The following is an 11912-nucleotide window of genomic DNA, read 5'->3' as shown; positions in this document are numbered from 1 at the left end:
ACCATGGTACGAGGTCAGTGCGCGATCCGGCCGTCGCGGAGGGTGAGCGTCCGGTCGGCGGCCGCGTGCACGTCGTCGTGGTGCGTCGCGATCAGCACCGCGGCCCCGCGGTCGGCGGCCCTGCGCAGCACCGCCACGGCGGCCGGGGCGCTGCGCTGGTCCAGGTGCGCGGTCGGCTCGTCGGCCAGCAGCACCGACGGACCGGCGATCACGGCCCGCGCCAGCGCCGCGCGCTGCTGCTGACCGAACGACACCTCCGCCGGGTACCGGTCGGCCAGCTCGTCGATCCCGAGCTCCACCAGCAGCTCCTTCACCAGGTGCACCTCGTCGGCGCGCCCGGAGAGCCGCAGCGGCAGTGCCGCGTTCTCCGCCAGCGTGAGCTCGCCCGCGAGCCCCAGCGACTGCGGCAGCACCGCGCACCGCGACCACGCCGGTGGGCCGGTCAACGGCGAGCCGTCGAGCAGCACGGTGCCGCTGTCCGGCTGGTCGAACCCGCACAGCAGCGTGATCAGCGCGCTCTTGCCCGACCCCGACGGCCCGGACAACGTCACCAGCTCGCCCGAGGCCACCGACAGGTCGACACCGCGCAGCACCTCGACCGGACCGCTCGAGTGCGAGAACGTCCGGCACAGGCCGGACACCGAGAGACTCATGCCGCCACCATCGAGAAGGTCTTGTCCGCCAACGAGATCAGCCGCGGATCGTGCGACGCCACGACCACCGGCACCGGCAGCGTGGCCAAGGTCTGCAGCACGAGGTCCGCGGACACCGCGTCGAGCTGCGACGTCGGCTCGTCGGCCAGCACCACGGACGCACCGCGCGCCAGCGCGCAGCCGAATGCCAGCCGTTGCTGCTGACCACCGGACAACGCGGGCACCCGCCAGTTCTCCGTGCCCGGCAGGCCCAGCTGCTCCAGCACGGCCTCGACGTCCTCCGGCCGACCGGCCGCCTGCGCCGCCGCGCGCAGGTTGTCCGCGACGGTCAGATGCGTGATCAGGTTGTCGGCGGGGTTCTGGAACACCAGCGCGATGTCCTTGCGCCGCAACGCCCTGCGCCGCGCCGCCGACAACGGCACGGTCGGTGACCCGTTCAGCAGCACCTCGCCGGACGTCGGCTTCTCCACCAGCGACAGCACTCGCAGCAGCGTCGACTTGCCCGACCCCGAAGGCCCGGCGAGCACGGTCATGCCCTGATCGGGCACGCTCACGGAGACGTCGGCCAGCGCGGTCACCGACCCCGCCGGCGTCCGGTAGGTGACGTGCACGTCCTGTGCCTGCAAGAGATCAGCCACGGATCAGCTCTCCAATGCGCGCGACGCGGGCGCTGCGCAGCGCGAGCCAGGCCGCCGCGAACACGACGAGCATGCTGCCCGCGACGGTCGTCAACAGCAACGGTGCCAGGTTCGGCAGGACGGGGGCCGGGTTGAGCCACGGCGCCGGATCGAGCTCCGGCACCGCGAACCCTGTCGACACCGCCGACGCGGTGCTGCCGACGACGACGGCGAACGCGGCCAGCGCGCCGAGCTCCATGAGGTGACTGGACAACAGCATCGCCGGGCGCAGCCCCATCCTCGTGGACAGCGCTCCGGACACGGCGTTCTGCCGCCGCCGCACCTCGATCGCGAGCAGCAGCGCGATCGCCGCGACGACCGCGAGCACCGCGCCGACCGCCGCGACGAAGCCGAACGTCCACTGCACGATCAGGAACGGCAGTCCGTCCAGGACGGTCGCCCGGTCCTGCACGTTCGTGTAGTGCACGCCCGCCGTGCGCAACGCGGCGGTCAGCTCGGTCATCGGCAGCGTGGACCACAGGTGCCACGAGCCGACCTGTTCCAGTCCGGGCACCGAGTCGCGCTGGATCACGTACCCGCGGGTGCCGAGCTTCGGGAACGTCGGCAGCTGCGGTCCCGGCCGCAGCAACGGCAACCCCGGAACCCTGATCTCGGTCGTCGAGGACCGTCCGATCCGCAGCGCGGGGGCGAAGTCGCCCGTCTTCTTCAGGCCGTTCAGCGCCGATCGCACCTCGTCCGGCGAGGTGTCGCCGAGGTAGGCGCCGTCGGTGAACGTCGCCGGGTCCACGACGAGCGTCTTGTCGCTCACGCCGACCAGGGTGGTGTTGCCGCGCAACGGTTCCGGGATCGCGATCCGGCCGAGCGCGAGGTCCTGGCTCACCTGCACCGTGCTGTTCGCGCCGACGAACCGGCCGGACTTCTCGGCCAGCGAGGACTTCTGCGCGGCCGCGACGCTGCTGCCGACCGCGATCGTGCCGATGGCCAGCACGCCGACCAGCAGCACGCCGGTCACCGGCCCCGCGGCCGCGGCGAGCCTGCGCACCGCGAGCTGCGCGGCGGGCCTGCTCCACATGTTCGCGTGGTGCGACCATCCCAGCGACAGCCGCAGCACGCGGGCCGCGACCAGCGCGGTCGTCAGCACGACGAGCAACGGGAACGCCAGCGCGGCCGTGTCGATCGTGGGCAGCGAGGACCCCTTCTCGGAGGTGCCGAGTCCGTTGCGGACCAACTGGTTCCAGGAGAACACCGCCAGTCCCGCGGTCAGCAGCTCCCACGGCACCGCACTCACCCAGCGGCGGCGGAGCACGACCGGCCTGCCCTGGAACGTGCGGTGCGTCTTCCAGGTCGCCACCGCCACGACGACCAGCAGGCTCGCGACGGCGACACCGAGCACCCAGATCGAGGCGTCCAGCACGGCACCCGCCGCCAACGCCGTGGACGGCGCGTACACGGGCAGCAGCAGCCGGGCCGCGACGAGGCCGAGCGCACCGCCGAGCACGAGGGGCAGGCCGAGCTCCAGCACCGCGCGACCACCCAGCGCGAGCGGTCCTGAGCCGCGGCACCAGAGCATCCGCAGCTCGCCGTGCCTGCGCTGCACCCACTGCAGCGTCACGGTTCCGACCCCGGCGAGCCCGATGAGCAGGCTGATCGCGGTGAGCGGCAGGATCGCCGACCCGACGTTGCCGCCCGCCATGCCCGCGACCTCGACCGGCTTCTTGAGGTAGTCGCTGCGGGTCACCGGCGCGCCGATCCGGGCGAGCAGTGCGTTTCCCTTGACGCGCAAGGCGTCCGCCTCGGCGATCGTGCGCGGCAGCTCGGCCTGCGGGAAGCGCACCGTCAGCGCAACCCGCTCGTGGCCCGCGAGAACCGCTTTCATGGAGTCCAGCGACGGCATCCAGATCACCGAGGCGCTCTCACCGTCGCCGCCGATCGGGTTGGGCACGACCTGCCTGGCCTCGCTGCACCACCACTCGTCGACCGGATGGCTGAGGTCGGCGTAAATCGCGGTGACCGGTGGGAGAGCGCCGTTCTCGCCGCGGTCGCCGAGCTCGACCTTCGCGGCCTTCGCGATGCTCTCCGGCACCCAGACGCCGTCCTTCGACCCGCCTTGCAGCACGGTCAGGTGGTCGGTCGCGCCCTCGCGGAAGCCGAAGCGCCCGTAGGTGGCGAGCCCGCCGAAGTCCGGGCGTCCGACGCCGGTGTAGAAACCGGCCAGCACCGGCTGGTCACCCGCCTCCCGCACGGCTTTCTCAGCGGCCCCGCGTGCCGCGTCGAAACCGGTGTTGCCGTCGAGCACCGGGTGCACGGACTGCTCGCACAGCCTGCCTTCCTGGTAGGTCATCGCGGCACTGCCGGCCGACGACCCGTGCAGCACGGCGGCGGCCACCACGAAGCTCAGCAGCAGTGTCGTCGCGATGCTCACCACGAGCGTCAGCGGACTCGACAGCGCGGCTCGGGGGGCGGCTCGCCAGGGGATCTGCACCTTCGCACGGTATCCGCGCAGATCGCCTGGCGGGGGAGTTTCAGCACTACTGTGCCGGAGCACTCCGCATGAGCCCGAAGTACCCGGCGAACGGGTCGCGCATCCACGCGGTGGTGCCGGTGGCCGGGTGCAGCGAGGTGCCGCCGTTGTCGTGCACCGCGGACACGGTGGCGTCGATGTCGTGGACCTGGAAGTAGGGCAACCAGTGCGGCGGGTGTCCCTGGCGCACGTGGCCGGCACCGCCGAGTGGCTCGCCGTAGCTCGCGCCGGGAGGAATGAGTCGCACGGTGCGGTCCGCCGCCACCTTCGTGGTCCAGCCCATCGCCGCGCGGTAGAAGTCCAGCGCCTTCGCCGGGCCCGCCGCGCGCAGCTCGACCCAGACCAGCGACCCGGTGGCGTTCACCAGCTCGAGCCCCTTCGTCCGCTGACCCGGTTGCCACAGGCCGAACTCGATCTCGGTGGCGTCCTCGCCCACGCACAGGAACCCGTTGTCGAAGACCTCGATGACCGTGCCCATGTCGCCGCCCGCGTCGTGGACGGCGAGTTTCTGCGCGTGCGCGTCCGGAGTGGAGAAGTAGACGCACCACCCGGTCGTCTTGCTCTGCGTGAACCGCCCGAGTGCCGCCACCGTCTTGCCGTTCTGCTTGAGCAGCCCGTACTTGCTGTCGGTCTCGGCGATGAATGTGCATGTCCAGCCGAAGACCGCGCCGTAGAAGGCGGCGGCTTCGTCGAGGTCGGGGGCGTTCAGATCGAGCCACGCAGGCGAACCGGGAACGAAGTTCGTTGACAGCATGCAACTGATCTTGGTGCGGACCTCGATCCGCGTGACACCACCGGATGTGTGCGGTTGCGGCCACGTTCGGTAGGCGAACATGGCCGCATGCCAACACTTTCCCGGTTGCTCGTCTCTATTGGGCTTGTTGCTGGGCGCTCCTCATGAGTGCGAAGCGGGCGCCGAAGGGGTCCGTCAGCCACGCCATGCGCCCGACGTCCGGGTAGTCCGTCGCGGGCATCACGACCGACCCGCCCGCCTCCGTCGCCCGCGCGACCGCGGCGTCGACGTCCTCGGTCTCGAAGTACGGCAGCCAGTGCGGTGAGTGCCCTTCCTGGGTGGGCGCGACGCCGGCGAACTCCGTGTCCGCGCCACCGCTCTCCGGTGAGAACAGGGTGTAGCTGCCCTCGGCCATCGGCATGTCCACGGCCGTCCAGCCGAGCGCGGCGCCGTAGAACTCCTGGGCGGCCTTCGGATCGGCGGAGAGCAGCTCGACCCAGCTGACGGAGCCGGGCTCGTTGAGCACGTCGACGCCCTTCGTCTCGCCGGGCTGCCACACCGCGAACTCGGCGCCGCCGGGATCGGTGAACTGCGCCATCCGCCCGTTGGTGAAGACGTCCATCGGCTCGAGCCGGATCGCGCCGCCCGCCTGTTCGACGGCCTTGGTCGTGGCGTCCGCGTCGGGGACGCTGAAGTAGATCGTCCACGCGGACGTCTGGCCCGCGTCGAGCGGCCCGACCGCGGCGACCGTCCTGCCGTGCAGCTGGAAGAAGCCGTAGCCACCTGCCTCGGGGCCGAGTGACACGAGCGTCCAGCCGAGCACGTCGCGGTAGAAGGCAGCCGTCCGGTCGACGTCGGGGCTGCCCAGATCGATCCAGTTGGGTGAGCCGGGTACGAAGTCGGTGGAGAGCATTCGTTCTCCTTGCAGACGGGGATGTGATGGGGGCTCACGTCCTATCGCCGCATTCTTCGCCGGTGTGACACGGACGACCACTCATCCGCTCATCGCAGACGAGCTGTCACTGGGCGCGTACGGGCTGTCGGGTTTCCGGTAACAAGCTTTACGGTTTACCTGAGCCCCCTACGACCCCCCTACGCTGGAGGCACCACGCGATGAGCACCGCCCTTCGCGACGAGGCACTGGTCACCTCGCTGTGGGAGACGCACGGAGCGGCACTGCTCTCGTACGCCCTGCGGCTGACCGGTGACCGGAGCGCGGCCGAGGAGGCGGTGCACGACGCACTGGTGCGCGCGTGGCGCGGCGCCGACCGCCTGCCCGAAGGCAAGCTCGCCCAGCGCACGTGGCTGCTGTCGGTCGTCAAGGAGTCGCGACCCGCCCCGCGAACATCCGGTTTCTCGCTGTTGAGGGCCAGAGCCTTGACGGCTCGATAGATGGTCTAGTCCAATCTGGGTGATTCCCTGCCGGCCGCCGAAGGCGTGGAGGAGGAACACCCTCATGTTGTTCGCTCGAATAGCCGCGGTGGTCTCGCTGGTGCTGGGGGCCGTGCTGATCAGCTTCGCGCCCGCGCAGGCCGCGTCGGTCACGGCGACCTTCAGCAAGCAGACCTGGTCCACCGGCTACACCGCGACCGTCACCATCAAGAACGAGACCAGCACCGTCGTGACCGGCTGGAAGGTCGAGTTCGACTACCCGGCCGACACCACCGTCGGCGCTTACTGGGACTCGCTGCACACCAAGAGCGGCCACCACTACGCGTTCACCCACCGCGAGTACAACGGCACGATCCAGCCGGGTGCGAGCGTGTCGTTCGGGTACAACGCCAGCGGTACGTCCGACCCGGTCAACTGCAAGGTCAACGGTGGCGCGTGCGCCGGTGGCGGCACTCCGCCGACGTCGACCACCACGACCACGTCGACCACCACGACGACGACCACCACCTCGACCGGCCCGCCACCCGGAGGGTCGCTGCCGAAGCGCGTGCTCGTGGGCTACCTGCACGCGTCGTTCGCGAACGGCTCCGGCTACATCCGCATGAAGGACGTCCCGGACGAGTGGGACGTCATCAACCTGTCGTTCGCCGAGCCGACCTCGGCGACCTCGGGTGAGCTGCGGTTCACCCAGTGCCCGGTGGCGGAATGCCCGAACGTCGAGTCCGAGGCCGACTTCATCGCGGGCATCCGCGCGAAGCAGCAGCAGGGCAAGAAGGTGCTGATCTCGATCGGCGGCGCGAACGGCCAGGTGCAGCTGTCGACGACCGCCGCGCGCGACGCGTTCGTGCGCTCGGCGTCCGCGATCATCGACCGGTACGGCCTGAACGGTCTCGACATCGACTTCGAGGGCCACTCGCTGTCGCTGAACGCCGGTGACACGGACTTCCGCAGCCCGACCACGCCGGTGATCACGAACCTGATCTCCGCGTTGAAGACGCTGAAGTCCCGCTACGGCGCGAACTTCGTGCTGACGATGGCGCCCGAGACGTTCTTCGTGCAGATCGGCTACCAGCACTACGGCGGATCGAGCGGTGCGGACAGCCGCGCGGGCGCCTACCTGCCGGTGATCCACGCGTTGCGCAACGACCTGACGTTGCTGCACGTCCAGCACTACAACTCCGGCCCGATCATGGGCCTCGACAACCAGTACCACTTCATGGGCGGGCACGACTTCCACGTGTCCATGGCGGACATGGTGCTCGCCGGGTTCCCGGTGCGCGGCAACACCTCCATGATGTTCCCGGCGTTGCGCCAGGACCAGGTCGCGATCGGGCTGCCCGCGTCGATCAACGCGGGCAACGGGTTCACGTCCGTCGCCGAGGTGCACAAGTCGCTCGACTGCCTCATGAAGGGCAGCAACTGCGGCACCTACAAGCCGCGCGGGGTCTACCCGAACCTGCGCGGGCTGATGACGTGGTCGGTCAACTGGGACAAGTACAACAACTTCGAGTTCTCGAAGCAGCACCGGGCGTACCTGCCAAGGTGACCGGTTGTGAGCGGCCGGGGTCGTCTCGGTGACCCCGGCCGCTCGCGAACTAAACTTTCGGCCACATGTTCGCCTTCTGACGACCTGAGGTGAGAGCGCTTCCGTGTCGGGTGGGTGTTCATCCGCGACGGCATCGCCCCGTCTCCCCACATGCTCGACGTCGTCGGCACGCCGCCGCACCGCGTCCTGCTCACCGAGGCCGGCCCCGAGGCGTGGCTCGTCACGCGCTACTCCGACTGCAAGGCCGTGCTCGCCGACCGCCGCTTCCTCGGCACCGGGGCGGCGCCGGTTCCCGGCGCACCGGACCTGCGGCCGCTGCTGTTCCGCAGCCCCGGCTGGCCGGGCGGACCGTCCGGTCCTGAGCTGCGGAAGCTGATCGCGCCGCGGTTCACGCCCGCCAGGATCGCGGACGTGCCGGTGCGCGGCATCGTCTCCGAGCTGCTGGACGACATCGCGTCGTCCGGCGGCCCGGCCGACCTGTGCGCGGCGTACACGTTTCCCCTGCCCGCCAGGGTGATCTGCGCCCTGCTCGGGCTGCGGACGGACGACCTCGTCTCACTCGCCCGCTGGTCGGCGGACATCGTCACGCCGCCGTTCCTCATCGCGCCGGAGGTCGCCGAGGCTTCGTGGGAGGCGATCTTCTCCTACTTCGCTCGCGAGCTGGGGACGTCCGACGAGGTGCGGGTCGGGCTCGCGATCTCGTTGTTCGTCGCCGGCCACGAGACCACGACGAGCCAGCTGGGCTACGGGATCGTGGCGCTCCTGCAGGCACCGGACCAGGCGGACCTGGTGCGCGCGTCGGATGAGGTCGCCACCACCGCGGTCGAGGAGATCATGCGGTACTTCCCGATCAACGCCGACGGCGTGCCGCGCCTGGCGTCGGAGGACGTCGCGGTCGGGGGAGTGGTCGTCCCTGCGGGCAGCACGGTGATCGTCGGTGGCCCGGCCGCGGCGTTCGACCCGGCGCACTTCCCCGACCCGCTGCGGTTCGACGTGACCCGCGACGGCGCGCCGCACCTGTCGTTCGGGCACGGCGCGCACTTCTGCGTCGGTGCCGCGTTGGCGCGGACGCAGCTGAGGATCGCGCTGCCCGAGTTGCTGCGGCGGTTCCCCGACCTGCGGCTGGAGCAGGACAAGCTGCGGATCAGGCAGAACCTGGCCGGTGGGCTGGAGGAGCTGCTCGTCACCTGGTAGTCGCTCAATCGGCTGCGCACTCCGCGTCCCGCCTGGTATCGATTGATGGTCATGATCAATCGACCGTGAAGGGAGTCGAGCATGCGCAAGACCGCAATGGTCGCGTCCGCGCTCGCTGTGCTGGGAACGGTGGTGTTCGCGTCGCCCGCTCATGCGGAGGAGTGCGGAGGTGGGCCCGACGGCCTGATGTGGTGCGGCAACGCCACCACCCCGGTGTGGGCGCAGGCTGCGTTCGACATCGACGACCGGCCCGTGCCCATCGTCGACACGTTGTACGCGAGCCCGCGCAGCTGGTTCAGCTGCTACCGGCAGGGCCAGTGGCACAGCGGCAACAACAACATCTGGTACCAGACCAGGGGTGACGTGAACGGGCGCACGGGCTACGTGCCCGCATCGGCCGTGAACAGCAGGGTCGACCCCGGCCCCGGACTCAAGCACTGCTGATCTTCTGACTACTGGGGACTGGGGGTTTTCGGACCTGGAGGGCGTCGTCTCGCTGAGGCGGCGCCCTCGCCGTTGGTGGCCGTCACGAACCCGCCCGCCGCGCCGTCCGGAACGGCGCGTCCCCACCGCTCGGCCAGCTCCCGGCCGTCGTGCGCACGCGTCGTCCAGCCGTGCTCGGTGAGCCATTGCCGGGTGTCCGTGCCGCCCTTCCACAGCGCCGTGTACTCGCGCAGCCGCGGCATGTCCCGGGTTGTGCGCAGCAGGTCCTCACTGGCGATGCCGCGTTCGAACGCGATGGTGCTTTCTGCGGCGGACAGTTCGTGCACAGTGGAGAGGAGATTCGTCGCCTCGGTGGCGTCCAGGTAGACGAGCAGGCCTTCGGCGAGCCACGCCGTCGGCGCGGTGCGGTCGAACCCCGCTGCCTCGAGGTCTCGCGCCCAGTCCGTGCGCAGGTCGGTCGGCACGGGTCTGCGGTCGCAGCGCGGGGTTTCGGTTGCGAGCACGGCGTTCTTGAACGCGTGCAGCTCCGGCAGGTCCAGTTCGTACAGGGTGACCCCACGCCAGTCCAGGCGGAACGCGCGGGTGTCCAGACCGGCCGCGAGCAGCACCACCTGGGGGTTGCTCGTCGCGCGCAGGTACTCGTCGAAGAAGCGCGTGCGGAGCACCGCGTGGTGGTGGAAGATCGCGCCGAGCCCGGATGCGGGCCCCTGCGCGGGGAACGCGCCCGGCGCGGCGTCGAGGAACCGCTGCGCCAGCGGGTCGTCGAACAGCCTGTCCGGACGCTCGCTCTCGCGCGCCCGCACGGTGGCGACGCCCAGCGCCGTCTTGCTCACCCCGGTCAACACATCGCCAACGATACATCTGCAACGATGTATTGTGCGAGGATGGACGGCGGGCGACTTCACCGGTTGGGCAGGCGGCTCATCGAGCTGTCACGGCAGGCGACCGGGCCGGCGGGTGACCTGACAGCGGGCGAGCTGGCCGTCGTCGAGGACGTGGTCAGACACCCGGACAGCGCGGTCGGCGAGATCGCGCGGCGCACCGGGTTCGTGCAGAGCCACGTGTCCGCGTCGGTCGCACGGCTGGCGGAGCGGGGCGTGCTGACGTCGCGCCCCGACCCCGCCGACGGGCGCCGGTCGTTGCTGAAGATCACCGACCGGGCGATGGCCGCGATCGCCCGCCGGGCGCGCAGGCAGGTGGACGAGGCCGTGCTGGCGGCGTTCCCCAACCCCGCCGACGCCCGGCGCGTGCTCGCACTGCTCGACGAGCTGGGCGACCTGCTGCTCTAGCGGCACCGTCGACACACGCGCGGCGCGCTATGAGGGGAGCTTTGCCGGCGCAGACCGCCGTGAAAGCTCCCCTCGTGGCAGCGGAACCGCTAGGCGAGCGTCGACCAGAACTGGAGCTCGTAGGCCTGGAGCAGCCTGCCGTAGCGCCACGCGTGCTTGGGCTGCCAGCCCGTGTCGAGTGCCGCCTGCACCGCGGCGAGCGCCTGTTCCTCGAGCTGCGGCGCGGGTGTCGCGAAGAAGTCGACGAACGCGCACGCCTCGTCGCCGAAGCCGTAGTGCTCGCGCAGGCCCTTGGCCATGCGGGCGCAGTAGCCGCCCCACGCGGTGAAGTTCGCGAGCAGCGCGAGGATCACGTCGGTCGGCTCGCCGTTCAGCGCCAGCCACGCCTGGTAGGCGGGGTAGGCCGCGCAGCCGGGGAACGGCTCGTAGTTGTGGAAGTCCTTCGCGGTCATGCCTGCCGCGAGCGCCAGCGGCTCGAGCATCGGCAGCACCAGCTCCTCGCCGGTCGCGAGCAGCGTGAAGAAGCCGCGCGCCTTCGGCTCGGTCGCCTTCGACGCCAGCGCGAGGAACGTGCGCCAGTCGCTGCTGACGATGTGGTTCTCCTCGGCGGCGAACGTCTGGATCACGCCGCGCGGCGCTTCACCGTCTTCGATCAGCTGCACGACGAAGTTGTCGTGGTCGCCGGGGTGCAGCTCGGTGCGGATCCGGGTGACGAGCTCCAGGGCGTTCATGCGTGGGGCACTCCTCGAACGGGAACGAGAACCCCGCCGATTCTTCCGCACCTCGGTGGATCATCGACAACCGGAAAAATCACATACAGACCTGTATCTGAGTGCAGTACTGTATCCCGGTGCGGTTGAGCCGGGTGGAGAAGCAGGCCCAGACAAGAGGGCGCCTGTTGGAAGCTGCTGGTGAGCTGTTCGCCGAACGAGGTGTCAACGGAGCGTCGGTCGAGCAGATCGCGGAACGCGCGGGGTACAGCCGAGGGGCTTTCTACTCCAACTTCGAGGACAAAGCGGAACTCGTTGTCGCTTTGTTGCAAGAACGGACGAGGCGCGAGCACAACGAGGTCAAAGGACTGTCGTGGGAACGGGTGCGCGCGTGGAACCGCTCACGCGCCCGCAACGTCACCGAGTGGCTCGCGCTGCGGACCGAGCTGTGGCTGTACTCGTTGCGCGACGGGCGGGTGCGCCGCCAGTTGGCCGAACGCGAACGGCTTTCGCGCAGCGCCCACGCGCAAGGGCTCGCCGAGGTGTTCCGGCGCGCGGGCGTGAAGCCGCCCGCGGACATCGAGTTCCTGGGGCTCATCGCGCACGCACTGGAGGACGGACTGCTGATCCAGCGCGCCATCACGCCCGACGAGGTCCGCGACGAGGTCGTCGTGGACGCCGTCGAGCTGTTGTGCCGCAGCTGGATCGCGTTGGGGGACAGGACGAAGTGAACGCAGCTGCCCCGTGCTTCAGTCTTGCCGACCGGAGCACGAGGCAGCGAGTGCATCCACC

General features: G+C 70.3%; 13 protein-coding genes. 6 read left to right on the top strand and 7 right to left on the bottom strand.

Features of this window, described 5'->3' with window-relative positions:
• Positions 1-14 precede the first annotated feature (14 nt).
• The 5 genes from FKR81_RS10605 to FKR81_RS10585 form a co-directional block, all read right to left on the bottom strand.
• On the bottom strand, positions 15-653 hold the full coding sequence (locus FKR81_RS10605; RefSeq protein ID WP_146350827.1) for an ABC transporter ATP-binding protein: 639 nt from the start codon (positions 651-653) through the stop codon (positions 15-17).
• Positions 650-1291, bottom strand: coding sequence for an ABC transporter ATP-binding protein (locus FKR81_RS10600; RefSeq protein ID WP_146350826.1), 642 nt, complete (start codon positions 1289-1291; stop codon positions 650-652). The genes FKR81_RS10605 and FKR81_RS10600 overlap by 4 nt, the downstream gene beginning before the upstream one ends.
• The gene (locus FKR81_RS10595; protein ID WP_146350825.1) at positions 1284-3773 is read right to left on the bottom strand and encodes an ABC transporter permease; all 2490 of its coding nucleotides are present in this window, start codon (positions 3771-3773) and stop codon (positions 1284-1286) included. The genes FKR81_RS10600 and FKR81_RS10595 overlap by 8 nt, the downstream gene beginning before the upstream one ends.
• A gap of 46 nt (positions 3774-3819) precedes the next feature.
• Entirely contained in the window at positions 3820-4566 is a 747-nt protein-coding gene (locus tag FKR81_RS10590; RefSeq protein ID WP_146350824.1) for a VOC family protein, read from the bottom strand.
• A gap of 115 nt (positions 4567-4681) precedes the next feature.
• Positions 4682-5458, bottom strand: a complete 777-nt coding sequence (locus FKR81_RS10585) for a VOC family protein (RefSeq protein ID WP_146350823.1) — start codon at positions 5456-5458, stop codon at positions 4682-4684.
• Positions 5459-5658: 200 nt separating this feature from the next.
• Between FKR81_RS10585 and FKR81_RS10580 the strand changes: the two genes are divergently transcribed.
• From FKR81_RS10580 to FKR81_RS10565, 4 genes are all read left to right on the top strand, one after another.
• On the top strand, positions 5659-5937 hold the full coding sequence (locus FKR81_RS10580; RefSeq protein WP_146350822.1) for a sigma factor: 279 nt from the start codon (positions 5659-5661) through the stop codon (positions 5935-5937).
• Positions 5938-6001: 64 nt separating this feature from the next.
• The gene (locus FKR81_RS10575; protein WP_146350821.1) at positions 6002-7483 is read left to right on the top strand and encodes a chitinase; all 1482 of its coding nucleotides are present in this window, start codon (positions 6002-6004) and stop codon (positions 7481-7483) included.
• Positions 7484-7597: 114 nt separating this feature from the next.
• A complete protein-coding gene (locus tag FKR81_RS10570) occupies positions 7598-8677 on the top strand; it encodes a cytochrome P450 (RefSeq protein WP_146350820.1) in 1080 nt (359 codons plus the stop codon).
• Between the two features lie 81 nt (positions 8678-8758).
• Positions 8759-9121, top strand: coding sequence for a hypothetical protein (locus FKR81_RS10565; protein ID WP_146350819.1), 363 nt, complete (start codon positions 8759-8761; stop codon positions 9119-9121).
• Between the two features lie 8 nt (positions 9122-9129).
• Here FKR81_RS10565 and FKR81_RS10560 read toward each other — a convergent pair whose 3' ends face one another.
• A complete protein-coding gene (locus FKR81_RS10560; RefSeq protein ID WP_146350818.1) occupies positions 9130-9966 on the bottom strand; it encodes an SAM-dependent methyltransferase in 837 nt (278 codons plus the stop codon).
• A 39-nt stretch (positions 9967-10005) separates the two neighbouring features.
• Here FKR81_RS10560 and FKR81_RS10555 point away from each other — a divergent pair, with 39 nt between their 5' ends.
• Complete coding sequence (locus FKR81_RS10555; protein ID WP_146350817.1) at positions 10006-10410, top strand: MarR family winged helix-turn-helix transcriptional regulator; 405 nt, start codon at positions 10006-10008, stop codon at positions 10408-10410.
• An 89-nt stretch (positions 10411-10499) separates the two neighbouring features.
• On the opposite strand, the gene FKR81_RS10550 is transcribed toward FKR81_RS10555, so the two are convergent.
• The gene (locus FKR81_RS10550; protein ID WP_146350816.1) at positions 10500-11141 is read right to left on the bottom strand and encodes a thiaminase II/PqqC family protein; all 642 of its coding nucleotides are present in this window, start codon (positions 11139-11141) and stop codon (positions 10500-10502) included.
• Positions 11142-11260: 119 nt separating this feature from the next.
• Here FKR81_RS10550 and FKR81_RS10545 point away from each other — a divergent pair, with 119 nt between their 5' ends.
• Positions 11261-11851 (top strand): TetR/AcrR family transcriptional regulator, encoded by a 591-nt coding sequence (locus FKR81_RS10545; protein WP_235921444.1) that lies wholly within the window; start codon positions 11261-11263, stop codon positions 11849-11851.
• The last annotated feature ends 61 nt before the right edge of the window (positions 11852-11912 follow it).

The sequence above is a fragment of the Lentzea tibetensis genome (assembly GCF_007845675.1).
GTDB lineage: Bacteria > Actinomycetota > Actinomycetes > Mycobacteriales > Pseudonocardiaceae > Lentzea > Lentzea tibetensis.
Note: the sequence above shows the minus strand (reverse complement) of the source record. Positions and strands in the feature narration are given on the sequence as shown.

Excerpts from the sequence above, each read along its gene's own strand:
- FKR81_RS10605 (WP_146350827.1), bottom strand. The coding sequence starts at position 653 with ATGAGTCTCTCGGTGTCCGGCCTGTGCCGGACGTTCTCGCACTCGAGC.
- FKR81_RS10590 (WP_146350824.1), bottom strand. The coding sequence starts at position 4,566 with ATGCTGTCAACGAACTTCGTTCCCGGTTCGCCTGCGTGGCTCGATCTG.
- FKR81_RS10585 (WP_146350823.1), bottom strand. The coding sequence starts at position 5,458 with ATGCTCTCCACCGACTTCGTACCCGGCTCACCCAACTGGATCGATCTG.
- FKR81_RS10580 (WP_146350822.1), top strand. The coding sequence starts at position 5,659 with ATGAGCACCGCCCTTCGCGACGAGGCACTGGTCACCTCGCTGTGGGAG.
- FKR81_RS10575 (WP_146350821.1), top strand. The coding sequence starts at position 6,002 with ATGTTGTTCGCTCGAATAGCCGCGGTGGTCTCGCTGGTGCTGGGGGCC.
- FKR81_RS10565 (WP_146350819.1), top strand. The coding sequence starts at position 8,759 with ATGCGCAAGACCGCAATGGTCGCGTCCGCGCTCGCTGTGCTGGGAACG.
- FKR81_RS10555 (WP_146350817.1), top strand. The coding sequence starts at position 10,006 with ATGGACGGCGGGCGACTTCACCGGTTGGGCAGGCGGCTCATCGAGCTG.
- FKR81_RS10550 (WP_146350816.1), bottom strand. The coding sequence starts at position 11,141 with ATGAACGCCCTGGAGCTCGTCACCCGGATCCGCACCGAGCTGCACCCC.